At 71.6% G+C, this 25822-nt stretch carries 26 protein-coding genes; 11 read left to right on the top strand and 15 right to left on the bottom strand.

Going from position 1 to position 25822, the window contains the following annotated elements; all coding sequences use genetic code 11:
- Positions 1-25 precede the first annotated feature (25 nt).
- Positions 26-664 carry a phosphoserine phosphatase SerB gene (serB, locus tag CVS47_RS06260; protein WP_127095329.1) on the top strand — a complete coding sequence of 213 codons (639 nt, stop codon included), beginning with the start codon at positions 26-28 and terminating at the stop codon, positions 662-664.
- Positions 665-702: 38 nt separating this feature from the next.
- Here serB and CVS47_RS06255 read toward each other — a convergent pair whose 3' ends face one another.
- On the bottom strand, positions 703-1413 hold the full coding sequence (locus CVS47_RS06255; RefSeq protein WP_127095328.1) for a beta-ketoacyl-ACP reductase: 711 nt from the start codon (positions 1411-1413) through the stop codon (positions 703-705).
- 140 nt (positions 1414-1553) lie between these two features.
- Here CVS47_RS06255 and CVS47_RS06250 point away from each other — a divergent pair, with 140 nt between their 5' ends.
- The 4 genes from CVS47_RS06250 (at position 1554) to CVS47_RS06235 (ending at position 3841) form a co-directional block, all read left to right on the top strand.
- Positions 1554-2252 carry a DUF4190 domain-containing protein gene (locus CVS47_RS06250; protein WP_127095327.1) on the top strand — a complete coding sequence of 233 codons (699 nt, stop codon included), beginning with the start codon at positions 1554-1556 and terminating at the stop codon, positions 2250-2252.
- A gap of 64 nt (positions 2253-2316) precedes the next feature.
- A complete protein-coding gene (locus CVS47_RS06245; protein ID WP_127095326.1) occupies positions 2317-2733 on the top strand; it encodes a DUF3099 domain-containing protein in 417 nt (138 codons plus the stop codon).
- Positions 2730-2942: a hypothetical protein gene (locus CVS47_RS06240; RefSeq protein ID WP_127095325.1), complete on the top strand. Its 213-nt coding sequence runs from the start codon at positions 2730-2732 to the stop codon at positions 2940-2942. Before CVS47_RS06245 ends, CVS47_RS06240 begins: the two co-directional genes overlap by 4 nt.
- Positions 2939-3841, top strand: coding sequence for an SURF1 family cytochrome oxidase biogenesis protein (locus CVS47_RS06235; RefSeq protein ID WP_127095324.1), 903 nt, complete (start codon positions 2939-2941; stop codon positions 3839-3841). The genes CVS47_RS06240 and CVS47_RS06235 overlap by 4 nt, the downstream gene beginning before the upstream one ends.
- A 42-nt stretch (positions 3842-3883) precedes the next feature.
- Here the strand turns inward: CVS47_RS06235 and CVS47_RS06230 are convergent, their stop codons facing one another.
- Positions 3884-5482 carry an ABC-F family ATP-binding cassette domain-containing protein gene (locus CVS47_RS06230; protein WP_127095323.1) on the bottom strand — a complete coding sequence of 533 codons (1599 nt, stop codon included), beginning with the start codon at positions 5480-5482 and terminating at the stop codon, positions 3884-3886.
- A gap of 208 nt (positions 5483-5690) precedes the next feature.
- Between CVS47_RS06230 and CVS47_RS06225 the strand changes: the two genes are divergently transcribed.
- A complete protein-coding gene (locus CVS47_RS06225) occupies positions 5691-6323 on the top strand; it encodes a biotin transporter BioY (protein WP_127095322.1) in 633 nt (210 codons plus the stop codon).
- Positions 6324-6440: 117 nt separating this feature from the next.
- Here the strand turns inward: CVS47_RS06225 and CVS47_RS06220 are convergent, their stop codons facing one another.
- The 12 genes from CVS47_RS06220 to sufB form a co-directional block, all read right to left on the bottom strand.
- Entirely contained in the window at positions 6441-7472 is a 1032-nt protein-coding gene (locus CVS47_RS06220) for an ABC transporter substrate-binding protein (RefSeq protein ID WP_127095321.1), read from the bottom strand.
- Between the two features lie 34 nt (positions 7473-7506).
- A complete protein-coding gene (locus CVS47_RS06215; RefSeq protein ID WP_127095320.1) occupies positions 7507-8331 on the bottom strand; it encodes an ABC transporter ATP-binding protein in 825 nt (274 codons plus the stop codon).
- Positions 8328-9398 (bottom strand): FecCD family ABC transporter permease, encoded by a 1071-nt coding sequence (locus CVS47_RS06210; protein WP_241240294.1) that lies wholly within the window; start codon positions 9396-9398, stop codon positions 8328-8330. Before CVS47_RS06210 ends, CVS47_RS06215 begins: the two co-directional genes overlap by 4 nt.
- Entirely contained in the window at positions 9395-10408 is a 1014-nt protein-coding gene (locus CVS47_RS06205) for a FecCD family ABC transporter permease (RefSeq protein WP_127095319.1), read from the bottom strand. Before CVS47_RS06205 ends, CVS47_RS06210 begins: the two co-directional genes overlap by 4 nt.
- A complete protein-coding gene (locus tag CVS47_RS06200) occupies positions 10405-11352 on the bottom strand; it encodes a siderophore-interacting protein (protein WP_127095318.1) in 948 nt (315 codons plus the stop codon). Before CVS47_RS06200 ends, CVS47_RS06205 begins: the two co-directional genes overlap by 4 nt.
- A gap of 56 nt (positions 11353-11408) precedes the next feature.
- Entirely contained in the window at positions 11409-12782 is a 1374-nt protein-coding gene (locus CVS47_RS06195) for an MFS transporter (protein ID WP_241240293.1), read from the bottom strand.
- Positions 12779-13939, bottom strand: a complete 1161-nt coding sequence (locus CVS47_RS06190) for a MalY/PatB family protein (protein WP_127095317.1) — start codon at positions 13937-13939, stop codon at positions 12779-12781. Before CVS47_RS06190 ends, CVS47_RS06195 begins: the two co-directional genes overlap by 4 nt.
- A gap of 65 nt (positions 13940-14004) precedes the next feature.
- Positions 14005-14334, bottom strand: a complete 330-nt coding sequence (locus tag CVS47_RS06185) for a metal-sulfur cluster assembly factor (protein ID WP_127095316.1) — start codon at positions 14332-14334, stop codon at positions 14005-14007.
- A gap of 9 nt (positions 14335-14343) precedes the next feature.
- A complete protein-coding gene (sufC, locus tag CVS47_RS06180; protein ID WP_127095315.1) occupies positions 14344-15126 on the bottom strand; it encodes a Fe-S cluster assembly ATPase SufC in 783 nt (260 codons plus the stop codon).
- Positions 15127-15453, bottom strand: coding sequence for a non-heme iron oxygenase ferredoxin subunit (locus CVS47_RS06175; RefSeq protein WP_127095314.1), 327 nt, complete (start codon positions 15451-15453; stop codon positions 15127-15129). It lies immediately after the preceding gene.
- Positions 15450-16634: a Fe-S cluster assembly protein SufD gene (gene sufD / locus CVS47_RS06170; RefSeq protein WP_127095313.1), complete on the bottom strand. Its 1185-nt coding sequence runs from the start codon at positions 16632-16634 to the stop codon at positions 15450-15452. The genes CVS47_RS06175 and sufD overlap by 4 nt, the downstream gene beginning before the upstream one ends.
- Positions 16634-18052, bottom strand: coding sequence for a Fe-S cluster assembly protein SufB (gene sufB / locus CVS47_RS06165; RefSeq protein WP_127095312.1), 1419 nt, complete (start codon positions 18050-18052; stop codon positions 16634-16636). The genes sufD and sufB overlap by 1 nt, the downstream gene beginning before the upstream one ends.
- A 251-nt stretch (positions 18053-18303) precedes the next feature.
- Between sufB and CVS47_RS06160 the strand changes: the two genes are divergently transcribed.
- Positions 18304-19287, top strand: a complete 984-nt coding sequence (locus tag CVS47_RS06160) for a COX15/CtaA family protein (protein ID WP_127095311.1) — start codon at positions 18304-18306, stop codon at positions 19285-19287.
- A gap of 106 nt (positions 19288-19393) precedes the next feature.
- Entirely contained in the window at positions 19394-19795 is a 402-nt protein-coding gene (locus tag CVS47_RS06155; protein WP_127095310.1) for a dinucleotide-utilizing enzyme, read from the top strand.
- 34 nt (positions 19796-19829) lie between these two features.
- Here CVS47_RS06155 and CVS47_RS06150 read toward each other — a convergent pair whose 3' ends face one another.
- The gene (locus CVS47_RS06150) at positions 19830-20765 is read right to left on the bottom strand and encodes a heme o synthase (protein WP_127095309.1); all 936 of its coding nucleotides are present in this window, start codon (positions 20763-20765) and stop codon (positions 19830-19832) included.
- A 197-nt stretch (positions 20766-20962) separates the two neighbouring features.
- Here CVS47_RS06150 and tkt point away from each other — a divergent pair, with 197 nt between their 5' ends.
- Genes tkt through CVS47_RS06135 form a run of 3 tightly spaced genes read left to right on the top strand, consistent with a single transcriptional unit; the run spans position 20963 to position 25819 of the window.
- Positions 20963-23062, top strand: a complete 2100-nt coding sequence (tkt, locus tag CVS47_RS06145) for a transketolase (RefSeq protein ID WP_127095308.1) — start codon at positions 20963-20965, stop codon at positions 23060-23062.
- A 22-nt stretch (positions 23063-23084) separates the two neighbouring features.
- The gene (tal, locus tag CVS47_RS06140) at positions 23085-24203 is read left to right on the top strand and encodes a transaldolase (protein ID WP_127095307.1); all 1119 of its coding nucleotides are present in this window, start codon (positions 23085-23087) and stop codon (positions 24201-24203) included.
- Entirely contained in the window at positions 24200-25819 is a 1620-nt protein-coding gene (locus tag CVS47_RS06135; protein WP_127095306.1) for a glucose-6-phosphate isomerase, read from the top strand. The genes tal and CVS47_RS06135 overlap by 4 nt, the downstream gene beginning before the upstream one ends.
- Positions 25820-25822: the final 3 nt, after the last annotated feature.

Raw genomic sequence — 25822 nt, 5'->3', positions numbered from 1 at the left:
ACGGCCTGCCGCTAGCGTGGACGTCGTGCTCTCGGACGTCCGCTTCCTCGTCGTGCTCGACGCCGACTCCACCCTGATCCGCAACGAGGTCATCGAGCTGATCGCCGACGAGGCCGGCCGCGGGCCGGAGGTGGCCGCCGCCACCGAGGCCGCGATGCGCGGCGAGGTCGACTTCGCCGAGAGCCTGCGCTCCCGGGTCCGGGCGCTCGAGGGCGTGCCGACGACCGCGTTCGCCCGGGTCCTGGCCCGCATCGAGCCCACGCCCGGGGTGCGCGAGCTGATCGAGGCCGTGCACCGGCGCGGCGGCGGGGTGGGCGTCGTGAGCGGCGGCTTCCACGAGATCCTCGACACCGTCGCCCCCGATCTGGGCGTCGACGTGTGGCGCGCCAACCGCCTGAACGCGCCGGAGGGCGTCCTCGACGGCACGGTCGACGGTGAGATCGTGGATGCCGCGGCCAAGGCCGACACCCTGACCACCTGGGCGGCGGAGGCCGGCGTGCCGCTGCGCCGCACCCTCGCGATCGGCGACGGCGCCAACGACCTGCGCATGATGGCCGTCGCGGGCCTCGGGCTCGCCTTCAACGCCAAGCCCGCCGTCCGGGCCCGGGCCGATCTCGTCGTCGGGCCGGTCGACCTCCGCGAGGTCATCCCCCTGCTGCCCTGACGACGGCGGCGAGGCCGTCGCCGCCGTGACGGCTCGGGTCAGTGACCCATCCCGAGGCCGCCGTCCACGGGGATCACCGCGCCCGAGATGTAGGCCGCGGCATCCGATGCCAGCCAGGTGACCACGCCGGCGACCTCGTCGGGCGTCGCGAACCGCCCCGCCGGGATGTTCTTCTTGTACTCGGCCTGCGTGTCCTCGGGGAGGGCGGCGGTCATGTCCGTCTCGATGAACCCGGGTGCGACGACGTTGGCCGTGATGCCCCGGGCTCCGAGCTCGCGCGTGAGCGAGCGGGCGAAGCCGACCAGCCCGCTCTTGGACGACGCGTAGTTGATCTGACCGGCCGAGCCGTACAGGCCGACGACGCTCGAGATGAGGATGACGCGGCCCCAGCGTGCGCGGAGCATGCCCTTCGACGCACGCTTGACCACGCGGAACGCCCCGCCGAGGTTCGTCGAGACGACGCTGTCGAAGTCGTCCTCCGACATGCGCAGCAGCAGCGTGTCCTTCGTGATGCCGGCGTTGGCGACGACGATCTCGACCGGGCCGAGGGTCTTCTCGACTTCGGTGAAGGCCTCGTCGAGGGATGCCGCGTCCGTGACGTCCGCGCGCACCGTCAGGGTGCCCTCGGGGCCCTCTCCCGAGCGGGCGGTGACGGCCGTGCTGTAGCCCTCCGCCACGAAGCGCTCGGCGATCGCACGGCCGATGCCGCGATTCCCGCCGGTGACGAGGACGACGCGATCGTTGGACATGAGGTGCTCCCGGAGGTCGGCGGATGATCGGATCCAGCCTATCGGCGCGGCCGTTTGACACCGCGGCGGGGGCGCTGGGACGCTGGGACGGTCGCCCCGTGACCGCGGGGCCGGCTGCACGTGCAGAGGAGACAGCACCCATGAGCGACGACACCACCCGCGGACCCGGCCAGAACGGCGCCGAGCAGCCCGCATCGGGGAGTGTGCCTCCTCCGCCCGCTCCGCCCGCGTACGACCCGTCGGCGCACGACGTGTCGGCTTCCTCGACCGACGCCGACGCGCAGCGCGCGTACGGCGAGCCGCCGGCCGCTCCCGCCTCCGGCGCGCCCTCGTACGGCGACGCGTACGGCGATCAGCCGACGGCCCCCTACGGCGACGCCTACGGCACGCCGCCGCAGGCGCCCGCCGGCTACGGCGCGCCGACGTCGTCGGCCCCGTCCTACGCCCCGCCGACCGGGCCCGCATACGGTCAGGGCGGTTACGCGCAGCAGCCCTCCGGCTACCCGGCCGCCGCGCCCTACGGTGCCGCGCAGGGCTACCCCGCCTCCTACACGCCCTACCCGACCGAGCCCAAGACGAACGTGCTCGCGATCGTCTCGCTGATCGCCTCGATCGTCGGATTCATCTGGATCATCCCGTTCCTCGGCGGGCTCGCCGGCGCGATCATGGGGCACATCTCGCTCGGCCAGATCAAGAAGAACGGCGAGAAGGGCCGCGGCCTCGCACTGGCCGGCATCATCGTCGGCTGGGTCGGCGTCGGCCTGTTCGTGATCGGCGTGATCGCCTTCTTCGCGCTCATCGCCGCCGGAGCGAGCAGCGGCTCGCGCTACAGCGCCTGAGCGCCGCAGATCTGTGCCGTGAGACGGATCCACCGCCTCCCACGCGGCGTAGTCTGGGACCACTGTGAAGAGTTCGGCGCACGCCCAGTCCGCGACCTCGCTCCCTCGTGCCCCCAAGGACGACGTGAGCTCGCGGTCGGTCCGGTACCTCATCACCATGGGCGTCCGCATCCTGTGCTTCATCCTCATGGCCGCCATCACGCCGTACGGCTGGTACACCTGGGTGTTCGCCGCCGCGGCGGTGTTCCTGCCCTACATCGCGGTCGTGATCGCCAACGCGGGATCGGACGTGTCCGAGCCCCCCGCGGAGAACCCCGAGCGGATGCTCGAGGCTCCGGCGAGCCGCGTCTCCGCGCCGACGGCCCCCGCCGCGACCGCCCCCTCGTCGCCGATCATCCTGCACGAGACGGGCACCTCCTCCTCGGTCTATCGCATCCAGGAGTCCTCGCAGGCCTCCCCGGGTCGCGAGCCGAGGGAATGACCGAGGGCCTCCCCGACACGGAGTGCTCGCGGGCGGGGTGCCGGGAGCTCGCCGTCTGGCGCGTGCTCTGGCGCAATCCGCGCATCCACACGGAGGACAGGCGCAAGGTGTGGGTCGCCTGCGACGAGCACGTGGGCTACCTGCGCGAGTTCCTCGCCGCCCGCTCGTTCCCCGTCGAGGTGGACGTCCTGACCGAGGTGGAACGATGAGCCGGCAGTCCGCGCCTCCCGCCGTGCGGTGGACCGTCTACGTCGCCGTCGCGGTGGTCTTCGCCATCGCCTGCGCCTTCCTGTCCAACTGGCAATTCTCCCGCAACGCCTCGCGCAGCGAGCAGCTGGCGCTCGTCGCGCAGAACTACGACGCGATCCCCGTCCCGCTGGCCGACGTCATCCCCGCGGGGGGCGAGCTGGTGCCCGCGGACGAGTGGACGCCCGTCATCCTGCAGGGCACCTACCTCACCGACCAGCAGCTCCTCGTCCGCAACCGCCCGCACGGCGGAACGGCGGCCTTCGAGGTGCTCGTGCCGTTCCAGCTCGACGACGGCCGCGTCTTCCTCGTCGACCGCGGCTGGGTGCCGCCGGGCCGTGATCAGCCCGAGCCCGACGCCGTGCCCGCGCCGCCCGACGGCGAGGCGACCGTCATCGTCCGCCTCCGGCCGGGCGAGTCACTCCCCCGCTCCGGGCGCGAGACGGCGCCGGACGGCCAGGTTCCGACGATCAACCTGCCCCTGGTCGCCGACGCGATCGATCCGCAGAACGCGCAGCCCCTCGAGCAGAGCGCGTTCGGCGTGATGGTCTCGGAGGATCCGGCGCCGGCGACGGCACCGGCGGCGCTCGAATCGCCGTCGGACGACCCCGGCCCGTACCTGTCGTACGCCGTGCAGTGGATCCTGTTCGCCCTGATGGGCTTCTTCTTCATCGGGTACGTCATCCGCAGCGAGCGCAAGCACCGTCGCGAAGACCTTGAAGAGGCCGAGCGGGCGCGCGCGGAGGGCCGCGCACCGGCGATCGCGGCATCCCCCGCGGATCGCATGCGCCGCGGCGTCAGGCGGCAGCGCGACCGCGACATGGTCGATGAGGACGCCCTGCTCGACCACGTCGAGCGCTGAGCCGGAGACGGGCGCACCCGGTGGGGTGAGCCGCGCGCGGGGTCAGGCGAGGCTGATCAGGTCGATGTAGTCGCGACCCCAGATGTCCTCGACACCGTCGGGCAGGATCAGCACGCGCTCCGGGTTCAGCGCCTGGACGGCGCCCTCGTCGTGCGAGACCAGCACGACGGCTCCCTCGTAGTGGGCGAGCGCGCCGAGGATCTCCTCGCGCGACGCCGGGTCGAGGTTGTTGGTGGGCTCGTCGAGCAGCAGCATGTTCGCCGACGAGACCACGAGGGTCGCGAGCGACAGTCGTGTCTTCTCGCCGCCCGACAGCACGCCGGCGGGCTTGAGCACGTCGTCGCCCGTGAACAGGAACGAGCCGAGCACCTTGCGCGCCTCGGTCGCGGTGATGTCGGGCGCGGCCGACATCATGTTCTCGAGCACCGAGCGGTCGACGTCGAGGTTCTCGTGCTCCTGCGCGTAATAGCCGACCTTCAGGCCGTGACCGGGCTCGAGCTGGCCGGTGTCGGGTGCGTCGACGCCGGCGAGGATGCGCAGCAGGGTGGTCTTGCCGGCGCCGTTGAGGCCGAGCACCACGACCTTCGACCCGCGGTCGATGGCGAGGTCGACGTCGGTGAAGATCTCGAGGGAGCCGTACGACTTCGACAGTCCCGACGCCATGAGCGGCGTCTTGCCGCAGGGCGCGGGCTTCGGGAAGCGCAGCTTGGCGACCCGCTCCTCCTGGCGCACGTCGTCGAGTCCGGCGAGCATCTTCTCGGCGCGCGCGACCATCTGGTGCGCGGCAGCGGCCTTCGAGGCCTTCGCGCCGAAGCGCGCGGCCTGCTGCTGCAGCACGGAGGCCTTCTTCTCGACGTTGCTGCGCTCCTTCTTGCGTCGCTCCTCGTCGGCCACCCGCTGACGCAGGTAGTTCTTCCAGTTCATGTTGTAGACGTCGATGACCTGACGGTTGCCGTCGAGGTAGAACACCCGGTTCACGGTCTCGCCGACGAGCTCGACGTCGTGGCTGATCACGATCAGCCCGCCCTTGTAGTTCTTGAGGAACTCGCGGAGCCACACGACGCTGTCGGCGTCGAGGTGGTTCGTGGGCTCGTCGAGGATCATCGTCTGCGCGTCGGAGAACAGGATGCGGGCGAGCTCGATGCGCCGGCGCTGGCCGCCCGAGAGCGTGCTGAGGGGCTGCTCGAGGATGCGGTCGGGCAGGGAGAGGTTGTGCGCGATGGAGGCGGCCTCGGCCTCGGCCGTGTAGCCGCCCAGCGCCTCGAACCGCTCGGTGAGCGAGCTGTACTTGCGCATCGCCTTCGCCGCGACATCCGCGTCGTCGTCACCCATCCGCAGCGACGCCTCGTGCATGCCGAGGGCGAGCGAGCCGAGTCCGCGGGCGTCGAGGATGCGCGTGCGGGCGAGCATCTCCGGGTCGCCGCTGCGGGGGTCCTGGGGCAGGTAGCCCAGCTCGCCGGAGCGGTCCACGCGGCCGTCCGCGGGCAGGAGGTCGCCGGCGAGCACCTTGGTCAGCGTGGTCTTGCCCGCGCCGTTGCGGCCGACGAGCCCGATCTTGTCGCCGTCGCTGACGCGGAACGACACGTCGGACATGAGCACGCGGGCGCCCACGCGGATCTCGAGGTCGTGCACGGCGAGCACAGCGAACGTCCGTTTCTTGGGGTGTGAGGAGGTCGACCGATCGGCCGATCTCTGAGTCTACCGCCGCCGGGCTCCGCGAACCTCCGAGGGCGCCGGGCGGCCCCGCGTGCGGCGCGGCGCGCTGCGTCGACGGTCGTGCACGCACCGGGTCCTAGGCTGATGCACATCGCACCCGTCGCGTGGTGCCGTCACCCCACGAAGGGACCCCATGTCATCGCTCGCAGCCCCCGCCGGTCGTCGCGTCCTCGCCGATCTGGTCGGTCGTCCCCGTGCCGCCACGCGTGCCTTCGCCGTGGATGCCGCGCTCGTCCTGTCGGGCGTCGCCCTGGTCGCCCTGCTCGCGAAGGTGTCGATCTTCATCGGCCCCGTGCCCCTCACGGGTCAGACGCTCGGTGTCATCGTCGTCGGCGCGGCCCTCGGCTCGCGCCGGGGTGCCGCCGCGCTCACGACGTACCTGCTCGCCGGGCTCGCCGGAGCGCCGGTCTTCTCCAGCGCCGTCGCCGGTCCCGCCGCCGTCCTGCTGCCGTCGTTCGGCTTCATCGTGGGGTTCATCCCCGCCGCCTTCCTCGCGGGCTGGTTCGCCGAGCGCACGTGGGACCGTCGCCCCGCGCTCGCCTTCGTCGGCTTCGCCGCCGCCAGCGTCGTGCCCTTCCTGATCGGCGTGCCCTACCTCGCCGTCATCCTCGGCACCGTCCTGGGCGCGGAGGTCACCGTCTCCTCCGTGCTCGAAGCGGGCGTCGCACCGTTCATCCTCCCGGGCCTGATCAAGGCCGCCCTCGCCGCGCTGATCATCCCCGCCGCGTGGGCGCTCGTGCGCCGGGTGGATTCCCGCCGCAGCTGAAGGATGCCGCGGCCCGCGGCATCCGTCCCCGCGCCGATGGCCCCGACCACGCGTCAACGACGGAAGCGCCCCGCCCGATTCGCGATCGGGCGGGGCGCTTCGTCGTGGACGGCGGGGTCAGCTCTTGGCGGTCGCCGTCGCGGTCTGCAGCTGCTCCACGAACTTCGGGAGGATGTACGGCAGGCTCAGCGCCGTCGGCGAGACGGCCGAGGCGTCCTCCGTGCCGACGACGGCTCCCACGGCGCCCTTCGCGATGGCGGGGATGAGGCGCGTGCGCTCCGACGTCAGGAAGGTCTGCAGCTCGTCCTCGGACTGCACGAAGGTGAAGACCACCTGGGCGTCGAGCTTGTCGAGGTTCTCCGGGCTGATCGCGGTGTAGAACGTCGATGCGCCGGTGTCCAGCTCGGTCACCGACGGCGCCGAGACGAACCCGAGATCCTCGAGGATCTCGACGCGGGCGTCGACGGGCAGGTAGACGTCGACCTCGTCCGGCGTCGCGGTGACGAACGCGACGGTCGTGCCGGCGAACTCCGGGTTGGCCGCGGCGGCGTCGGACACCTCCTTGTCGATGCCGTCCAGCACCGTCGCGGCGTCGGTCTCACGGCCGAGCACCTCGCCGGTGATCGTGACGACGTCGCGCCACGGCGTCGACCACAGGGCCTTCTCGGGTGCGATGACCGGGATGCCCGCGGCGGTCACGGCGTCGTACTCGTCCTGCGTGAGCCCGGAATAGGGCGCGATGAGCACGTCGGCGTCCGTGGCCAGCAACTCCTCGACGGAGAGCTCGTACGTGGAGTTGTCCAGCAGCACGGGCGCCTCGCCGCCGACCTCGTCGATCGCGGTCTTCACCCACGGCACGATGAGGTCGTCGCCTCCGCCGTATTCGGCCGACGGGATCGCGACCGGCTGGATGCCGAGGGCGAGGACCGCGTCGGTCGCACCCCATCCCCAGGTGGCGATGCGCTGCGGCGGGGCATCCAGCGTCGTCTGGCCGTACATGTGCGTGATGGTCAGCGGGAAGCCCTCGGTCTGCGCCGCATCGGACGCGGAGGGGGCGGCGGCGCCGGTCTGTCCGGCGCAGCCGGCGAGAGCGAGGGCGGCGACGGCGACGCCCACGAGGGCGACGGCCTTCCTGGTGTGGCGGAACATTGCTGTGTTTCCTTTCATCGGGTGCGACGCGTTCTCACACGGGATCGGCGGCACTGTGGGCGCCGCCGGGGACGGGCACGACGAGCGGAGTCGCCGTGAGGGGGTCGGGCATGACGAGCGCCTGCAGACCGAAGGCCTGCGCAACGACCTCGGTCGTGAGCACGTCGGTGGGTGCGCCATGGGCGATCACGCGCCCCTGGCACATCACGACGAGGTCGTCGGCGTACCGGGCGGCGAGGTTGAGGTCGTGCAGGACGACGACGATCGTCGTGCCGGAGGCGCGGTTGAGGGTGCGCAGCAGGTCGAGCACCTCGATCTGGTGGCTGAGGTCGAGGAAGGTCGTCGGCTCGTCCAGCAGGAGGATCTCCGGATCCTGGGCGAGGGCCATCGCGATCCACACGCGCTGGCGCTGTCCGCCGGACAGGTCGCCGACGGCGCGGTCCGCCAGCTCCGCCACGCCCGTCCGGGCCATCGCGTCGTCCACGCGCTCGGAGTCTCCCGCGCCCCAGCGCTGGAAGACACCGCGGTGGGGGTAGCGGCCGCGGGAGACGAGCTCCGCCACGGTGATCCCGTCAGGGGCGGTCGGATGCTGCGGCAGCAGACCGACCGTCTGGGCGAACCTGCGGCGGTTCAGGGTGGAGACGTCGACGCCGTCGAGCTCGACGCGGCCGCCGAGGGGCGGGCGCAGCCGCGCGAGTGTGCCGAGGAGCGTCGATTTGCCGCACGCGTTGGCGCCGATGATCATCGTGATGCGCCCGGGGGCGATCTCGAGGTCGAGCCCCTCGATGACGCGGCGGTCGGGGTAGCCGGCGTCGAGCCCGCGGGCGACGAGGCGGGGCGCGGTGACGGTGGTGCTCACAGCTGACGTCCCTTCGAGGTGGCGAGGATGCAGAGGAGGAAGACGGCGCCGAGCGCGCCCGTGACGATGCCGACCGGGAACGAGAGACCCGGCACGGCGAACTGGGCGACGAGGTCGGCGGAGGCGAGCATCGTGGCACCCAGCAGCGCGCTCGTCGCCACGCCCACCGCACCGTGACCGAGCAGCGGCCGGGCGATCGCCGGGGCGCACAGCGCGACGAAGGCGATCGGCCCGGCGAAGGCGGTGGTGGCCGAGGTGAGCACGACCGCCGCGACGACGACCACCCAGCGCACGAGGTCGGGTCGCACGCCGAGCCCGGCGGCAGTCTGCGGGCCGAGCTGAGTCAGCGGAAGCCACCGTGCCGCGGCGATGACGGCGGGCAGGGTCACCACGAGCACGGCGGCCACGATCAGCACCTGCGCCCACGACGACGCGCTCAGGGTGCCGGTGATCCAGATGAGGGCGGCCTGGGCGAGCTCCACCTTGCCGCTGGCCAGCAGGTAGCTCGTCACCGAGGCGCACAGGAACGTGATGCCGATGCCCGCGAGGATCAGGCGGTAGCCGCCGTCCGCGCCGCGCCGGCCGGCCAGCAGGAGCAGCGCGGCGACGATCATGCCGCCGGCGCACGCGCCGATGGCGAGCGGCGCTCCGGAGACGCCGAGGATCACGGTGAGGAAGACCGCCGCGACGCTGCTGCCCCCGCTGATGCCCAGGAGGTCGGGGCTCGCCAGCGGGTTGCGCAGAAGGCCCTGCAGGAGCGCGCCGGCGATGCCGAGGCATCCGCCCACCACGATCGCCATCGCCAGCCGCGGCGCGCGCACCTGCAGCACCACGTACTGCTCGACGCGCTCGCCGCCGCCCAGCAGCGTGCGCCAGACCTGGCCGATGTCGAGGGGGTAGTCGCCCGTCATGAGCGCGAGACCCGAGACGACCAGCAGCGCCACCAGGGCCGCGACGACCACCACCTGTGCGCGCCGGCGCACCGCGCGCCGCACGGCGGCGGTGGCGCCCGGGAGGTCCGCCCGCTGCGGCGATGCGTCGGGGCGCGCGGCCACGTGGGCGCTCACAGCGCGACCTGCTTCTTGCGCAGCACGAGGGCGATCAGCACGGGGGCGCCGACGAACGCCACGACGACGCCGGCCTGGATCTCCCCGGGAGAGCCGATGAAGCGTCCGATCACGTCGGCCAGCAGCAGCACGGCCGCTCCGACGGGCGCGCCGATCAGCAGCAGCCGCCGGTAGTCGTCCCCCACCAGGGCCCGCAGGGCGTGCGGCACGAGCAGTCCCAGGAAGACGATAGGTCCCGCGATGGCGGTGGCGCCGCCGCACAGCAGCACGGTCGCGACGATGCCGAGCGAGCGGGTACGGGCGACGTTGTGGCCGAGGCCGGCCGCCGTCGACTCTCCGAGCGCGATGAGGTCGAGCCCCCGGCCGGAGGAGAACGCGATGACCGCGCCGACGAGGAGCGGGAGGAGCACCGCGACGACGGCGTCCAGGCCGCGGGAGGTGAGCCCCCCGACCGACCAGTAGCGGAAGGTGTCGAAGGCGAGGGTGGAGGTGGTCAGCACGAGCATCGTCACCGCGGTGAGTCCGGCGGTGACGGCCGCCCCTGTCAGCGCGAGCTTGGCGGGGTTGCCGCCGTCGGGTCCGCGCGAGCCGATCACCGCGACCGCCGCCGCGGCGACGGCCGCACCTCCGAACGCGAACCAGACGAAGCCTCCGGGGTTGGTGATGCCGAGGACGGTGATCGCCACGAGCACGGCGACCGAGGCGCCCGCGTTGATCCCGAGGAGGCCGGGGTCGGCGAGCGGGTTGCGGGTGAGTCCCTGCATGAGGGTGCCCGCGAGGGCGAGGGCCGCCCCGGCGACGACGCCGATGATGGTGCGGGGCACGCGCTGGCTGAGCACGACGACGTGGTCGGCGAGGGCGGGATCGGGTCGCAGGAAGGCATCCACGATGACACCGGGGGCGATGGCGCGCGCGCCGAGGGCGAGGCTCGCGACGATCATCACCAGGAGGACCAGGACCGCGGCCAGGAACACCACGCGCGCACGACGAGTGCGGGCGCGCTGGATCATTCCACGCGCTCTGCCTGGCCTCGGCGCCAATAGCCCATGAACGCCACGCGTCGGCGATCCACACCGCAGCCCTGCACCAGCTGGCGTCGCAGCGCCTTGATGGTCGCAGCCTCGCCGGCGAACCACGCGTAGAACTCCCCGTCGGCGGGATCGGGGCTGTCCCACAGCAGGTCGCGGTCCACGTCGATGTCGTCGAGCTCCTGCGGCAGGGGCGACGAGGCGCGCTGGAGCACGCCCTCCGCCGAGCCGCACCACGCCTCGACGGCGCCGCGCAGCGCCTCGCCGTGCTCGCGGCCCGACCGCGGCAGCCACGTCAGACGCACGCCCTGGGGCGTCGCGCACGGACGGATGTCGGCGGCCTCGGGCACCTCGATGAAGGCGTCGACGTCGTAGCCCTCGCCGAGCGACTCGACGATCGACTGGATCGCCGGCGCCGCGGTCTCGTCGCCGGCGAGCAGGAGACGGCGCGCCGGACCGGGGCGCCAGTCGATGCCGGAGCCGGAATGCGGGCTGCGCTGGTCGGGACCGACGACGAGCAGCCGCTGGCCGGGGGCGGCCTGAGCCGCCCACTCCCCCGCAGGACCCGGGTCGTGGTGGACGACGAACTCGATGTCGAGCTCACGGGCGCTCGGGCGGACGGCGCGCACCGTGTAGGTGCGGAAGGGGCTGCGGTCCTCGGTGGGGATAGCGCGCCAGCGCTCGTACCAGAGGGCCGCCGCGACCGCCTCCTCGTCGTCCTGGCCGACGTCGCTGATCGTGCCGTCCGCGCGCGGGAAGAGGACCTTGATGCGCTGGTCGAGCCCGGCGGTGCCGAAGTGCTCCAGCTCGTCGCCGACGAGGGTGACCCGCACGAAGCTCGGGGACAGCCGGTCCACGCGGGCGACGTCGAGGAGGTACGGACGGTAGGCCGGGCGCACGGTGAGAGCTGCGGAGGTCTGGGTCACGAGATTAGGTTAGCCTTACCTCGCCTCATCCTCAAACCCGGCGGCCGGCGATGTCTTCATGTCGAGCGGCCCGATCCGACCGCCGCATTCATGCGCAGGCCGGGCACGAGGGCCAGGAGGGCGAGGGCCACGGCGATCGCGAAGACGGCCGGGAACGCGCCGTCCGTTCCCGTCAGAGCGGTGAAGACGACGCCCATCGCGGCGATCGCCGTCGCCGCGCCGACGGAGTCGGAGATCGACAGCGCCGAGGAGTTGAATCCCTGGTTCTGCGGCGTCGAGTAGGCCAGCGTGAGCACCGTGAGCCGCGGGTACATCAGTCCCATGCCCGCGCCGGCCATCGACCATCCCGCGATGAGGACGAGCGGCGACAGGTGCAACGCGGCCGTCGCCCCGGAGGTGAGGCACGCCAGCCCCAGCAGCGTGATGCCGATCAGCGTGATGCGCCGGTTGCCGATGCGATCGCCGTGGCGTCCCTGCACCTCCGCACCGGCGGCCCAGAGCAGTGCGGCGGTGGTGAGCCCGAGGCCCGCGAAGGTGGGCGAGAAGTCGTAGTCGTCGATGAGCAGGTACGGCACGTAGATCTCCGCGCCGAAGAGCGATCCGGCGATCAGGCCGCGCATGAGCACGACGCTCGGAAGTCCCCGCCCGGCGCGGAGGGTGCCGCGCGGCAGCAGCGGACGCGCCGCGAGGGCCACCACGACGACGGATGCCGCGACCACCGCGATCGCGAAGGGCCCGGCCTCCCCCGCCAGGCTCAGTCCCAGCGCCCCCGCGGCCACCGCCACGGCGCACGCAAGACGCCCGGTGACGCGGCCGGACGCGGGATGCGTCGTACGCAGGTCACGTCCGCCGAGGCGCACCAGCACCACGGTGAAGGCGACGACGGTGAGGGCGGCGACGCCGAGGAACACCCACCGCCAGTGCAGGTACTCCGCCACGGCGCCGGCGAGGAAGGGCCCGATCAGCGACGGGACGACCCACGCGGCCGAGAAGGCGGCGAAGACCCGGCCGTGCAGCTCGGGCGCGTACACCCGCGCCACCACGACGTACAGCGCGACCGTCTGGCCGCCGGTGCCGAGGCCCTGGATCAGCCGCCCGGCGACGAGGAGCGGCATCGACACGGCGAGACCCGCGATGACCAGTCCGACGACGAACAGCGCCACGGCGGTGGTCAGCGGCCCGACGGGGTTGGAGCGGTCGCACCACGCGCCGGCCGCCACCATCCCGATCACGCTGGTCGCCAGCGTGCCGGAGAAGGCGACCGCGTACAGCGCCGCGCCGTCGAGATCCGCGCTGACAATCGGCATGACGGTCGTGACGGCGAGCGACTGCATGGCCGCGAGGAAGATGAGGGCGACGGCCCCCAGCGTCACGGCGAGGTTCGTGCCGGTCCAGATGCCGGTGGTCGGCGCGACGGCAGGCCGGGTCACGAGCGCGCGAGCGCGCCGATGCGCGCCATCGCCTCGGTGAGCACCTCCGGGCCGCAGGCGAAGTTGATCCGCACGTGCCCCGCGCCCTCGGTGCCGAAGTACGGACCGTGATGAAGGGCGACGTCCGCTTCCCGGACGATCAGCGAGGCCGGATCCTCACCCCAGCCGTAGTCCGAGACGTCCACCCACGCGAGGAAGCCCGCCTCGGGCGGCAGCCATCGCGCCCGGGGCAGGTGCTCGGCCAGGAGGCCTCCCAGCAGCGCGCGGCTCTCCGTGAGCGCGGCGAGCAGGCTGTCGAGCCACGCGTCGGACTCGGGTGCGTAGGCGGCCACGTTGGCGAGGGCTCCGAACAGGCCGGTGCGCCACTCGACCTCCCACGGAAGGCTCTGCAGCACCTCCCCCTGAGCAGGCCCGCCGGCGACCATCACCGCGCACTTCAGACCCGCGAGATTGAACGTCTTGCTGGCGCTCGTGACGGCGTAGCCGACGCGCCGGGCGCCCTCCCCCGCGGCCAGGAACGGGGTGAAGGCGTCGCGGTCGTAGGTGAGCGGTGCGTGGATCTCGTCGCTGATCACGGTCGCGCCGTGGCGCTCCGCGATGTCGGCCAGGGCCTCGAGCACCGCGCGGGGGTGCACGGTGCCGGTGGGATTGTGCGGACTGCACAGCAGCACGGCCCGGGCGCCCGCGGCGAGGGCCGTCTCCACGCCGTCCAGGTCGACCGCCCATCCCGCCTCGTGACGAGTCAGCGGCACGCGCACCGGCACGCCGGCGGCCTCCTCCACGGTGTCGAAGAACGGCGGGTACACCGGCGGCATCACGATGACGCCGTCGCCGGGGGCGATCACTCGGCGGAGGATCTCGACCACGCCCATCATCACGTCGCCGGTCCAGCGCACGGCGGTCGGATCGACCTCCCACCCGAAGCGGCGCGCGGAGAACGCGGAGAACGCCTCCGCCACCCCGGGGTGCGGCGGCGTGTAGCCGGTGTCGCCCAGCTCGACGGCCCGCGTCAGCACGCGCGTGATCTCCGGGGCGAGCGCGTAGTCGGTCTCGGCCACGAACAGCGGCAGCACGTTCTCGGGGTAGCGGCGCCACTTCGTGCTCGAGCGCTGCCGCAGTTCGCCGACGGGCAGGGCGCGCAGGGGTGGAGCACTCACCCGACGAGCCTACCGACGCGGCCCGGTGGGAGGTGCGCTCGCGTCACCCGCGGTCACGCGAGCGGTCAGATGGCGAAGCCGAGGGCCCGCATCATGTCGCGGCCGTCGTCGGTGATGCGCTCCGGACCCCACGGCGGCATCCAGACCCAGTTGATCCGGAAGCGCTCCACGACGTCGTCGAGGGCCTGGGCGGTCTGCTCCTCGAGCACGTCGGTCAGCGGGCAGCCCGCCGACGTCAGCGTCATGTGGATGACCAGCGCGTCGTTCTCGTCGTCCCACGCGAGGTCGTAGATGAGGCCGAGGTCGACGACGTTGATCCCGAGCTCGGGATCCATGACGTCTTTCAGGGCCTCGGTGACCTCGTCGTACTTCTCCGGTGTGATGGTCGCGGTCATGCTGCGAGCCTACGCGTCGGCGTCGACGGCGGACTCGGCCGCCGGGGTCAGGAAGCGGTCGTAGCCCTCGTCCTCGAGGCGCTCGGCGAGCTCCGGCCCGCCCTCCTCCACGACGCGGCCCGCGACCATGACGTGCACGAAGTCGGGGTGGATGTAGCGGAGGATGCGCGTGTAGTGCGTGATCAGCAGCACGCCGAGGCCCGTCTCGGCCTTGGCGCGGTTGACGCCCTCGGAGACGATCTTGAGCGCGTCGACGTCGAGGCCGGAATCGGTCTCGTCGAGCACGGCGATCTGGGGCTTGAGCAGCTCGAGCTGGAGGATCTCGTGGCGCTTCTTCTCGCCGCCCGAGAAGCCCTCGTTGACGTTGCGCTGCGCGAACTTCGGGTCCATGCGGAGGTTCTTCATGGACTGCTTGACGTCCTTGGTCCACGTCCGGATCGACGGGGCCTCGCCGCTGACGGCGGTCTTGGCCGTGCGCAGGAAGTTGGTGACCGTCACGCCGGGGATCTCGACCGGGTACTGCATCGCGAGGAACAGCCCGGCGCGGGCGCGCTCGTCGACGGTCATCGCGAGGACGTCGTCGCCGTCGAGGGTGATGGAGCCGCCGGTGACGGTGTACTTGGGGTGACCGGCGATCGTGTAGGCGAGGGTGGACTTGCCGGAGCCGTTGGGGCCCATGATGGCGTGCGTCTCACCCGTGCGGATGGTCAGGCTCAGACCGTTGAGGATGGGCGTGGTGCCGGCATCCGTCTCGACCGTGACGTGCAGGTCGCGAATTTCCAGGACAGACATTCAGGCTTCTTTCGTGACAGTCGGGTCGATGAGCACGTCGTCGCCGTCGATCGTGACGGCGTAGACGGGGACGGGCTCGTACGCGGGGAGGTTGAGGGGCTTGCCGGTGCGCAGCGAGAAGGCGGACCCATGGGCCCAGCACTCGAGCGTGTCGCCGTCGACGAAGCCGTCGGAGAGGGAGATGTCGCCGTGGGTGCACACGTCGCCGATGGCGTGCACCTCGCCGGCGGAGTCCAGCACGACGGCGATCGGGACGCCGTCGACCTCGACGCGCAGGGCGGTGTCCTGCTCGAGGGCGCTCAACGCGCAGACGCGGGAGGCGCTCATGCAGCGGCCCCCTGCACGAGGTCGCGCTCGATCGCGGCGGACAGCTCCTCCTCGAGGGCGGGGATGCCGAGCTTCTGGACGATCTCGGCGAGGAAGCCGATGACGACCAGGCGGCGGGCCTGCTCCTCGTCGATGCCGCGCGCCTGCAGGTAGAAGAGCTGCTCGTCGTCGAAGCGTCCGGTGGCGCTGGCGTGGCCGGCACCCTGGATGTCGCCGGTCTCGATCTCGAGGTTCGGCACCGAGTCGGCGCGGGCGCCATCGGTGAGCACGAGGTTGCGGTTGGCCTCGTAGGAGTCGGTGCCCACGGCGTCGGGTCCGATCAGCACGTCGCCGATCCAGACGCTGCGCGCGCCCGCACCCTGCAGAGCGCCCTTGTAGAGCACGTCGCCGCGGGTGTTCGGGCCCTTGTGGTGCAGGTACACCTGGCTCTCGAGGTGCTGGCCTGCGTCGGAGTACGACAGGCCGTACAGCTCGCCCTGGGAGCCGGGGCCGGCGAGCTCGACGGACGGGTTCACGCGCACGACGGCGCCGCCGAAGCTCACGACGAAGTGACGCAGCAGGGCGTCCTTGTCGACACGGGCCTGGTGGGATGCCGCGTGCACGGCGTCGTCGTCCCATTCCTGCAGTGACACCACGTCGAGGCGGGCGCCGTCGCGCACGATGATCTCGACGTTCTGCGCGTGCTGCGCGGTGCCGGTGTGACGGAAGATCACGGTGGCGCGCGAGTTGGGCATCGCCTCGATGACGACGTGCGCGTGGGCCACGCCTCCGGTGCCGGTGAGGGTCACCAGCACGGGACGGTCGAGCTCCGCGTTCGCGGGGATGCGCAGCAGCGGCGCCTCGGTCTCCTGCGTCCACGCGATCGCCGCGGGCAGGTCCTCGGGCCGGAAGACCTCGCCGCGGGGGGCGGCACCGACCGCGAGGGTCAGCTGCTCGACCTCGGCGGGGGCGTCGACCGAGACGGCCACGACGCCGGCGGGCGCCGCCTCGTTGACGAACAGCGCCGCCAGCTTGGCGACGGGCGTGTACTTGAAGTTGACCTCGCGGCCCGTGGGGGCGTCGAAGTCCGCCGGGTCGAACGAGGACGGACGCTCCGAGCGGGTCTGGACGGGCACGAACGCCCCGTCGGAGTGCGCGGTGGAGCCAGGCACCACGACGGGCGCCTCGGTGGTGGTCGTCATCAGCCGACGGATCCTTCCATGCCCATCTCGATGAGCTTGTTGAGCTCCATGGCGTACTCCATGGGCAGCTCGCGGGCGATGGGCTCGATGAAGCCGCGCACGATCATGGCCATCGCCTCGTCCTCGGGCATGCCGCGGCTCATGAGGTAGAACAGCTGCTCCTCGCTGACCTTCGAGACGGTCGCCTCGTGGCCGAGCTGCACGTCGTCGACACGGATGTCGATCGCCGGGTAGGTGTCGGAGCGGGAGATCGTGTCCACCAGCAGGGCGTCGCAGCGCACCGTGTTGGCGGAGTGGTGGGCGTTCTCGTCGATGCGGACCTCGCCGCGGTAGCCGGCGCGTCCTCCGCCGCGGGCGATCGACTTCGAGACGATCGACGACTGCGTGTAAGGCGCCATGTGGACCATCTTCGCGCCGGCGTCCTGGTGCTGACCGGGACCGGCGAACGCGACGGACAGCGTCTCGCCCTTGGCGCGCTCGCCCACGAGGAAGATCGAGGGGTACTTCATCGTGACCTTGGAGCCGATGTTGCCGTCGATCCACTCCATCGTCGCGCCCTCGTGCGCGATCGCGCGCTTGGTGACGAGGTTGTAGACGTTGTTCGACCAGTTCTGGATCGTCGTGTAGCGCACACGGGCGTTCTTCTTGACGATGATCTCGACGACCGCGGAGTGCAGCGAGTCGCTCTTGTAGATCGGCGCCGTGCAGCCCTCGATGTAGTGGACGTAGGAGTCCTCGTCGGCGATGATCAGCGTGCGCTCGAACTGGCCCATGTTCTCGGTGTTGATGCGGAAGTAGGCCTGGAGGGGGATCTCGACGCGGACGCCCTTGGGCACGTACACGAACGAGCCGCCCGACCACACGGCCGTGTTCAGCGCCGCGAACTTGTTGTCGCCGGCGGGGATGACGGTGCCGAAGTACTCCTCGAAGAACTCGGGGTGCTCCCGCAGCGCCGTGTCGGTGTCCATGAAGATGACGCCCTGCTGCTCCAGGTCCTCGCGGATCTGGTGGTAGACGACCTCGGACTCGTACTGCGCGGCGACGCCGGCGACGAGGCGCTGGCGCTCGGCCTCGGGGATGCCGAGGCGCTCGTACGTGTTGCGGATCTCCTCGGGGAGGTCCTCCCACGACTGGGCCTGCTTCTCGGTGGAGCGCACGAAGTACTTGATGTTGTCGAAGTCGATCTCGCTGAGGTCGGCGCCCCACGTCGGCATCGGCTTGCGACCGAAGAGCTGGTAGCCCTTCAGTCGGGTCTTGAGCATCCACTCGGGTTCGTTCTTCAGCCCCGAGATGCCGCGCACGACATCCTCGTTGATCCCGCGCTGGGCGAGCGCACCCGCCGCGTCGGCGTCGTGCCAGCCGAACTCGTACTGCCCGAGGCTGTCCAGCTCGGGACGATCGATGAGCACATCAGACATGGTCACACTCTCCTCCGGGCCTCAACGGTGTCATCCGCCCCGGCATTCCGGTCCCTGGGAATATCCCGGGGAAGGATGCCGCTTGCGGGCCCTCTCAAGTGGCGCCGTCCATCGCGCCTAAACTGTCAGGGGAGCACGACGCGTTTCGCGTACGCCTCCCGACCCTTCGATTCTACAGGTTCCGCTCCCCCTTCGGGCAGCCGGGACCACCGCTCCCGCACCCCGCGGAGCACTCTCCCAGGAGGTGAGGAATGGCCGACACGCTCACCGCGCCGCGCCCCGACCGCCGCGGCGTCGCATCCCTATTGCGCCGCCTCCCCGACCGCGTCGGGCGCCTCGCCCGCGTGTTCGCGTGGCTCGCACTGATCAGCAACATCCTCATCGTCGGCACGGGCGGTCTCGTGCGCCTCACCGGCTCGGGAATGGGCTGCGACACGTGGCCCTACTGCACGGGCGGCTCCCTCGTTCCCACCCAGGAGCTCGGCGTGCACGGCCTCATCGAGTTCGGGAACCGCACGCTGACGGGGATCCTCGTCGTCATCGCGCTCGTGGCCTTCCTCGCCGTCGTGCGCACCGGCCGCCGCGACCTGCGCATCCTCACCCTCGCCAACGGCGTGGGCATCATCCTCCAGGCCGTCATCGGCGGCATCGTCGTCTGGCTGCACCTGCCGCCGACGCTGGTCGGCATCCACTTCGTCATCTCCGCCGCCCTGGTGGCCAACGCCGCCGCCCTCGTGGCCCGCGTGTACGCCCCGGGTCGCCCGCGGGTGCGCGTGGTCACGCCCTTCTTCGCGGGCCTGGCCCACGCCACGAGCGCGGCCGTCGCCGTCACGGTGCTGGTCGGCATCCTCCTCACCGGCTCCGGCCCGCACGCCGGCGACGACGAGGCCGCGCGCAACGGCCTTGATCCGGTCCTGTGGCAGCACGTGCACTCCTGGCCGGCCTACGTCACCTTCGCTCTGACGATCGCCCTGCTGATCGCCGCGTGGCGCACGCCCGCGACCCTGCGGCTCCGTCGCTGGGTCGGGCTGCTGCTCGCGGTCGAGGTCGTGCAGATCGCCGTCGGACTGTGGCAGGCGCGCACCGGGCTCCCGATCGTGCTGGTGAACATCCACATGGTGCTCGCCGTCACCCTCGTGGCGGCGATGACCGCCGTGGTGATGCACCTGAAGCAGGATGAGGCGGCGCCCGCCGCGGCCGCGCCGCGTCGCCGGGCCACCGCCGGCGCGCACTGACATCGCATAGGAGACTCATCGCCCGCGCCGAGAGGTCGTCCGGGTGACGGTGCGAGGGTCGTGGAGCCGCTGTCCGCGGCGCCCCACACCCTGAGGAGTTCTCCGCATGAACGTTCGTCCGAGCCTGACCCGCAGCATCCCGTTCTGGATCCTCCTGGTGGCCTCGCTCGCCGTGACCGTCGCCGGTGCGGCGATCGTCGCCACGACGCTGCCCGCCATGATCGCCGGACTCGACGACCAGACCGCCACGGGCGGCCTCGTCTACGGCGGTCAGTCCTGGATCACCATCGGCTCCGGCCTGCTCGCCGCGGGCCTCGTCGGCCTCTTCGTGCTGCTGGCCCTGGCCGCCGCCCGCTCGTTCCTGCCCGTCGCGACGCCGACCGCCGAAGCGGTCGATGTGGCCGACGACGCGGAGCCCGCCGACGACGCCGTGTTCGTGCGCACCGACGAGGTCGTGGCGGACGGCGAGGTCGTACCCGCCCGCGACGAGGTCACCGCCGCGCGCTGACGCCGAGCGACGATGCCGTCGGCCCGGCTGCGCCTCAGAACGGCAGCAGCGGGTCGACGGCGATCGCGACGAACAGCAGCGTCAGGTACGTGATGGACGCGTGGAAGACGCGCATGGGCCGCGGCTCGGTGCCTCGCACGGCCCGCGAGTAGAGCCGGTGCGACTCGTAGAGGAACCAGCCGCCGAAGACGAGCGCCGAGACCGTGTACACGAGCCCCATGGATGCCACGGGGATGAGCAGCAGCGAGCACGCCACCGTCGCCCAGGCGTAGAGGATGACCTGCAGGCCGACCTGGGAGCTGTCGCGCGTGGCGCCCAGCATCGGCACGTCGACCTCGTCGTACTGACGCGCGTACTTCATGGACAGGGGCCAGTAGTGCGGCGGCGTCCACAGGAACACCAGCAGGAAGAGGATCATCGGCGTCCACGACAGCGAGCCGGTGACCGCGGACCAGCCGATGACGACCGGGAAGCATCCCGCGATGCCGCCCCAGACGATGTTCTGCTCGGTGCGCCGCTTGAGGATGATCGTGTAGATCACGACGTAGAAGAAGATGGCCACCGCCGACAGGGCCGCCGCCAGCAAGTTGGTGGTGAGCCAGAGCCAGATGGTGGATGCCACGGCCAGCGTCCACGCGAACACCAGCGCTCCGCGCGGCGAGACCTCGCCGGTCACGAGCGGACGGTTGACCGTGCGCTGCATGTGCGCGTCGATGTCGCGGTCGAGGTACATGTTGAACGCGGCGGCGGAGCCGGCGCTCAGCGATCCTCCGATGACGGTGGCGAGCACGAGCCAGAGCGACGGGAAGCCGCCGTACGCCAGGATCATGACCGGAACGGTCGTGACGAGGAGGAGCTCGAGCACGCGCGGCTTCGTCAGAGCGACGTAGGCGCGGATCGTGCGGCCGAGGGAGCGAGGGGCGGCCGGATGGGCTGCCGAGAGGGTGGAGGCACCCGTAGAGATGTCCATCGCCCCCCGTATCGTGCCGCGTCCCGGTCGTCCTCCAGTCTAAGGCATCGTCACACGACGTCTCGCGCTGTCCAGCCGGGCCGGTGATCTCGCTATGCTGATTCTCAACGCGCGCCCAGTACGCCGACCCCCCTTTTTCCTCGCGAAGAGGGCCGCGGCACGGTCTTCTGAGGCGCTTCCTCGAGAAAGGCGGCCGGGTGTCGGATCTGCAGTGGGATGAAATCGACGAGCGCGCGGTGGATACCGTCCGAGTGCTCGCAGCCGACGCGGTGGAGAAGGTCGGCAACGGCCACCCCGGAACCGCCATGAGCCTGGCGCCCGCCGCCTACCTGCTGTACCAGCGGGTGCTGCGCCACGACCCGTCCGACACGCACTGGCTGGGGCGCGACCGCTTCATCCTGTCGGTGGGGCACTCCTCGCTCACTCAGTACATCCAGCTGTACCTGGGCGGCTTCGGCCTCGAGCTCTCCGACCTCGAGGCGCTCCGCACGTGGGGCTCGAAGACCCCCGGTCACCCGGAGTACGGCCACACCGACGGCGTCGAGATCACCACCGGCCCGCTCGGCCAGGGCCTCGCGTCCGCCGTCGGCTTCGCCTACGCCGCGCGCTTCGAGCGTGGCCTCTTCGACCCGGAGACGCCCGCGGGCCAATCCCCGTTCGACCACCACATCTACGTGATCGCGGGTGACGGCGACCTGCAGGAGGGTGTGACCAGCGAGGCGTCCTCGCTCGCCGGCCACCAGCAGCTCGGCAACCTCATCGCGATCTACGACTCCAACCAGATCTCGATCGAGGACGACACCAACGTCGCCTTCACCGAGGACGTCGCGAAGCGCTACGAGTCCTACGACTGGCACGTCCAGACCGTCGACTGGAAGAAGACCGGCCAGTACGTCGAGGACGTCGCCGAGCTCTACGCCGCCGTCGAGGCCGCCAAGGGCGTGACGGACAAGCCGTCCCTCATCATCCTGAAGACGATCATCGGCTGGCCCTCGCCCGGCAAGCAGAACAGCGGCAAGATCCACGGCTCCGCGCTCGGCGCCGACGAGCTCAAGGCCACCAAGGAGGTGCTCGGCTTCGACCCCGGGCAGAGCTTCGTCGTGGAGGAGAAGGTCATCGAGCGCACCCGCGGGCTCATCGAGCGCGGCGCTCAGGCGCACGCCGAGTGGCAGACCTCGTTCGACGCGTGGGCCGAGGCCAACCCCGAGCGCAAGCAGCTGCTCGACCGCCTCGAGGCCGGCGTCCTCCCCGACGACATCGCCTCGGCGCTCCCCGTCTTCGAGGCGGGCACCGACGTGTCGACCCGCTCCGCGTCGGGCAAGGTCATCAACGCCCTGGCCGCACGTCTGCCCGAGCTCTGGGGAGGATCGGCCGACCTGGCCGAGTCGAACCTCACCACCATCACCGACGCCAAGTCCTTCCTCCCGCCCGAGTGGTCCACCCACGAGTGGTCGGGTGACCCGTACGGACGAGTGCTGCACTTCGGCATCCGCGAGCACGCGATGGGCTCGATCATCAACGGCATCACGCTGCACGGGCCGACCCGCCCGTTCGGCGGCACGTTCCTGATCTTCAGCGACTACATGCGTCCGCCCGTCCGGCTCGCGGCGCTGATGGACATCCCGTCGATCTTCGTGTGGACGCACGACTCGGTGGCCCTCGGCGAGGACGGCCCGACCCACCAGCCCATCGAGCAGCTCGCCTCGCTCCGCGCCATCCCGAACTTCACGGTGGTGCGCCCGGCGGACGCGAACGAGACCGGTGTCGTCTGGCTCGAGATCCTGCGCCGCAACGCCGGTCCCGCCGGCATCGCCCTGACCCGTCAGAACGTGCCGGTCTTCGCGCGCGGCGAGGGTGCGGCATCCGGTGACGAGCTCGCCTCGGCCCACGAGGCCGTCAAGGGCGCGTACGTCCTCGCCGAGGCGCCCGGAGGCACCCCGGACGTGATCCTGATCGCGACCGGCTCCGAGGTGCAGCTCGCCGTGGCCGCGCGCGAGACGCTGGCCGCCGAGGGCATCAACGCCCGCGTCGTCTCGGCGCCCGCTCTGGAGTGGTTCGACGAGCAGGATGCCGCGTACCGCGAGTCCGTCCTGCCGCCCTCCGTGAAGGCCCGTGTCTCGGTCGAGGCGGGCATCGCCCTGCCGTGGCGGGGCCTCGTCGGCGACCACGGCGTCTCGGTCTCGATCGAGCACTTCGGCGCCTCCGCCGACTACAAGACCCTGTTCGAGAAATTCGGCTTCACCGCCGACGCCGTCGTCCAGGCCGCCCGCGACAGCATCGCCGCCGCCCAGCGGTGACGAAGAAGGAAGAAGCGCACGCATGAGCACCCCCACCGCCCAGCTGGCAGCCGCCGGAGTGAGCATCTGGCTCGATGACCTGTCCCGTCAGCGCATCATCACCGGCAACCTGGCCGATCTGATCGCCACCCGCAACGTCACCGGCGTCACCACCAACCCGACGATCTTCGCCGGGGCCCTGGCCAACGGCGAGTCCTACGCCGGTCAGGTGAAGGTCCTCGCCGAGCGCGGCGCCTCCACCGACGAGGCGATCTTCGAGATCACCACCGACGACGTCCGCGCGGCGTCGGACGTCTTCCAGCCGGTATTCGCAGCCACCGACGGCGTCGACGGACGCGTGTCGATCGAGGTCTCCCCCGATCTCGCCCACGACACCGAGGCGACCATCGCCGAGGCGAAGAAGCTGGCCGCCGCCGTCGACCGCCCGAACGCGCTGATCAAGATCCCGGCGACCAAGGCGGGACTGCCGGCGATCACCGAGGTCATCGGCGCGGGCATCTCCGTCAACGTCACGCTGATCTTCAGCCTCGAGCGCTACGGCGAGGTGATCGACGCGTACCTCGCCGGCGTGGAGAAGGCGAAGGCCGCGGGTCACGACATCTCGACCCTGCAGTCCGTCGCCTCGTTCTTCGTCTCGCGCGTCGACACCGAGGTCGACAAGCGCCTCGCCGCCATCGGCACCCCCGAGGCGAAGGCGCTCACGTCCAAGGCCGGAATCGCGAACGCGCGCCTCGCCTACGAGCTGTTCGAGCAGCGCTTCGCCGACGACCGGGCGAAAGAGCTGCTCGCCGCGGGCGCCACCGTCCAGCGTCCGCTGTGGGCGTCGACCGGTGTGAAGGACCCGAACCTCCCCGACACGCTCTACGTCACCGAGCTCGTCGCACCCGGCACGGTGAACACCATGCCCGAGAAGACGCTGCAGGCGACGTTCGACCACGGCGTGCTCGAGGGCGACACCATCACCGGCAACTACGCCGACGCCCACGCGGTGTTCGATCAGCTGGCCGCCGTCGGCGTCGACTTCGCCGACGTGACCCAGGTGCTCGAGGACGAGGGCGTCGAGAAGTTCATCGCCTCCTGGCACGAGCTGCAGGAGACCGTCTCGACGGCCCTGAAGTCCTCGCTCCAGGGCGACGCATGACGTTCGACATCCGTCTGACCGGCCGTGCGAAGGCCGTGGTGGAGGAGACTCTGCCCGGCCTCGTCGCGGGCATGGTCGCCTCCGGACTCACGGCGGGCGACCCCACCCTGTGGGGCGCCGCCGCCGAGGACGAGGCCTCCCGCCGACTCGGCTGGCTGCAGGCCGTGTCGGTGTCCCGTCCTCTCGTGCCGGAGATCGAGGCGCTCCGCGCCGAGCTGGTCGCCGCGGGGCTCACCCGCGTCGTGCTGGCGGGCATGGGCGGGTCGTCGCTCGCGCCGGAGGTGATCGCCCAGACCGCGGGCGTGCCGCTGCTCATCCTCGACTCCACGGCACCCGGCCAGGTGCTGAGCGCCATCGACGGCGACCCGGAGACGGGCGGTCTGGACCGGACGGTCCTGGTCGTCTCGTCGAAGTCCGGCTCCACCGTCGAGACCGATTCCGCCCGCCGGGCCTTCGAGGCCGCCTTCCGCGACGTCGGCATCGACCCGGTGCAGCGCATCGTCGTGGTGACCGATCCCGGATCCCCGCTGGAGGAGTCCGCTCGCGAAGCCGGGTACCGCGTCTTCACCGCCGACCCGACGGTCGGCGGCCGCTACTCCGCACTCACGGCCTTCGGGCTCGTGCCCGCCGGCCTCGCCGGCGTCGACATCTCCGAGCTGCTCGACGAGGCCGACGCCACCCTGCTCGAGGTCGCCATCGACAGCCCGGAGAACCCCGCGCTCGTCCTGGCGTCCGCGATCGCCGCCGGCACCCCGCGCCGCGACAAGCTGGGTCTCGTCAGCGACGGCACGCACATCGTCGGGCTGCCGGACTGGATCGAGCAGCTCGTGGCGGAGTCCACGGGCAAGGGCGGCACCGGCATCCTGCCCGTCGTCCTGCTCCCGGTGTCCCCCGAGCTCGATACGCGACCCGCCGACCTCCAGGTCGTGCGCTTCGTCGACGAGGCCGGGCGCTTCCACCTGTTCGAGCGGCACGACGACGAGGTGCTGGTCAGCGGCTCGCTCGGCGCGCAGTTCATCGTGTGGGAGTACGCCACCGCCATCGCGGGGCGCATCCTCGGGATCGACCCCTTCGACCAGCCTGACGTCGAGTCGGCCAAGACCGCGACCCGCGGGCTGCTGGAGTCGCGTCCCGAGACCTCGGCTCCCGCGTTCACCGCCGACGGCGTCGAGGTGCGGGTCAGCGATCCCGCCCTCGCCACGGGCGGCACGGTGGCCGCGGCGCTGGACGCGCTGTGGCAGCGCGTTCCCGCCGACGGCTACGTCGCCGTGCAGGCCTACGTCGACCGGCAGTCACTCCCGCAGCTCCAGGGTCTCCGCGAGCTCATCGCGGCCGACTCCGGCCGGCCCACCACGTTCGGCTGGGGGCCGCGCTTCCTCCATTCGACCGGGCAGTATCACAAGGGCGGTCCCGCCAACGGCGTGTTCGTCCAGATCCTCGAGAGCACCGACGTCGACCTGGAGATCCCCGGTCGACCGTTCACCTTCGGCCAGCTGATCGCGGCGCAGGCCGCCGGCGACGCCGCGGTGCTCGCGGCCCACGGCCGTCCCGTGCTGACCATCACCCTCACCGATCCCCAGCCCGAAGTGCTCGCACTCTTCGAGGCCGCACAGTAGGAG

This window comes from Microbacterium lemovicicum, assembly GCF_003991875.1.
Taxonomy (GTDB): Bacteria; Actinomycetota; Actinomycetes; order Actinomycetales; family Microbacteriaceae; genus Microbacterium; species Microbacterium lemovicicum.
The sequence above is the reverse complement of the archived record's forward strand: the minus strand, read 5'-3'. Positions and strand labels throughout refer to the sequence as shown.

What these genes read in the sequence shown, in the direction of transcription:
- CVS47_RS06255 (WP_127095328.1), bottom strand. Translation starts at nt 1,413, where the DNA reads ATGTCCAACGATCGCGTCGTCCTCGTCACCGGCGGGAATCGCGGCATC.
- CVS47_RS06250 (WP_127095327.1), top strand. Translation starts at nt 1,554, where the DNA reads ATGAGCGACGACACCACCCGCGGACCCGGCCAGAACGGCGCCGAGCAG.
- CVS47_RS06240 (WP_127095325.1), top strand. Translation starts at nt 2,730, where the DNA reads ATGACCGAGGGCCTCCCCGACACGGAGTGCTCGCGGGCGGGGTGCCGG.
- CVS47_RS06235 (WP_127095324.1), top strand. Translation starts at nt 2,939, where the DNA reads ATGAGCCGGCAGTCCGCGCCTCCCGCCGTGCGGTGGACCGTCTACGTC.
- CVS47_RS06225 (WP_127095322.1), top strand. Translation starts at nt 5,691, where the DNA reads ATGTCATCGCTCGCAGCCCCCGCCGGTCGTCGCGTCCTCGCCGATCTG.
- CVS47_RS06220 (WP_127095321.1), bottom strand. Translation starts at nt 7,472, where the DNA reads ATGTTCCGCCACACCAGGAAGGCCGTCGCCCTCGTGGGCGTCGCCGTC.
- CVS47_RS06205 (WP_127095319.1), bottom strand. Translation starts at nt 10,408, where the DNA reads ATGATCCAGCGCGCCCGCACTCGTCGTGCGCGCGTGGTGTTCCTGGCC.
- CVS47_RS06185 (WP_127095316.1), bottom strand. Translation starts at nt 14,334, where the DNA reads ATGACCGCGACCATCACACCGGAGAAGTACGACGAGGTCACCGAGGCC.
- sufC (WP_127095315.1), bottom strand. Translation starts at nt 15,126, where the DNA reads ATGTCTGTCCTGGAAATTCGCGACCTGCACGTCACGGTCGAGACGGAT.
- CVS47_RS06175 (WP_127095314.1), bottom strand. Translation starts at nt 15,453, where the DNA reads ATGAGCGCCTCCCGCGTCTGCGCGTTGAGCGCCCTCGAGCAGGACACC.
- sufD (WP_127095313.1), bottom strand. Translation starts at nt 16,634, where the DNA reads ATGACGACCACCACCGAGGCGCCCGTCGTGGTGCCTGGCTCCACCGCG.
- sufB (WP_127095312.1), bottom strand. Translation starts at nt 18,052, where the DNA reads ATGTCTGATGTGCTCATCGATCGTCCCGAGCTGGACAGCCTCGGGCAG.
- CVS47_RS06160 (WP_127095311.1), top strand. Translation starts at nt 18,304, where the DNA reads ATGGCCGACACGCTCACCGCGCCGCGCCCCGACCGCCGCGGCGTCGCA.
- CVS47_RS06155 (WP_127095310.1), top strand. Translation starts at nt 19,394, where the DNA reads ATGAACGTTCGTCCGAGCCTGACCCGCAGCATCCCGTTCTGGATCCTC.
- CVS47_RS06150 (WP_127095309.1), bottom strand. Translation starts at nt 20,765, where the DNA reads ATGGACATCTCTACGGGTGCCTCCACCCTCTCGGCAGCCCATCCGGCC.
- tal (WP_127095307.1), top strand. Translation starts at nt 23,085, where the DNA reads ATGAGCACCCCCACCGCCCAGCTGGCAGCCGCCGGAGTGAGCATCTGG.
- CVS47_RS06135 (WP_127095306.1), top strand. Translation starts at nt 24,200, where the DNA reads ATGACGTTCGACATCCGTCTGACCGGCCGTGCGAAGGCCGTGGTGGAG.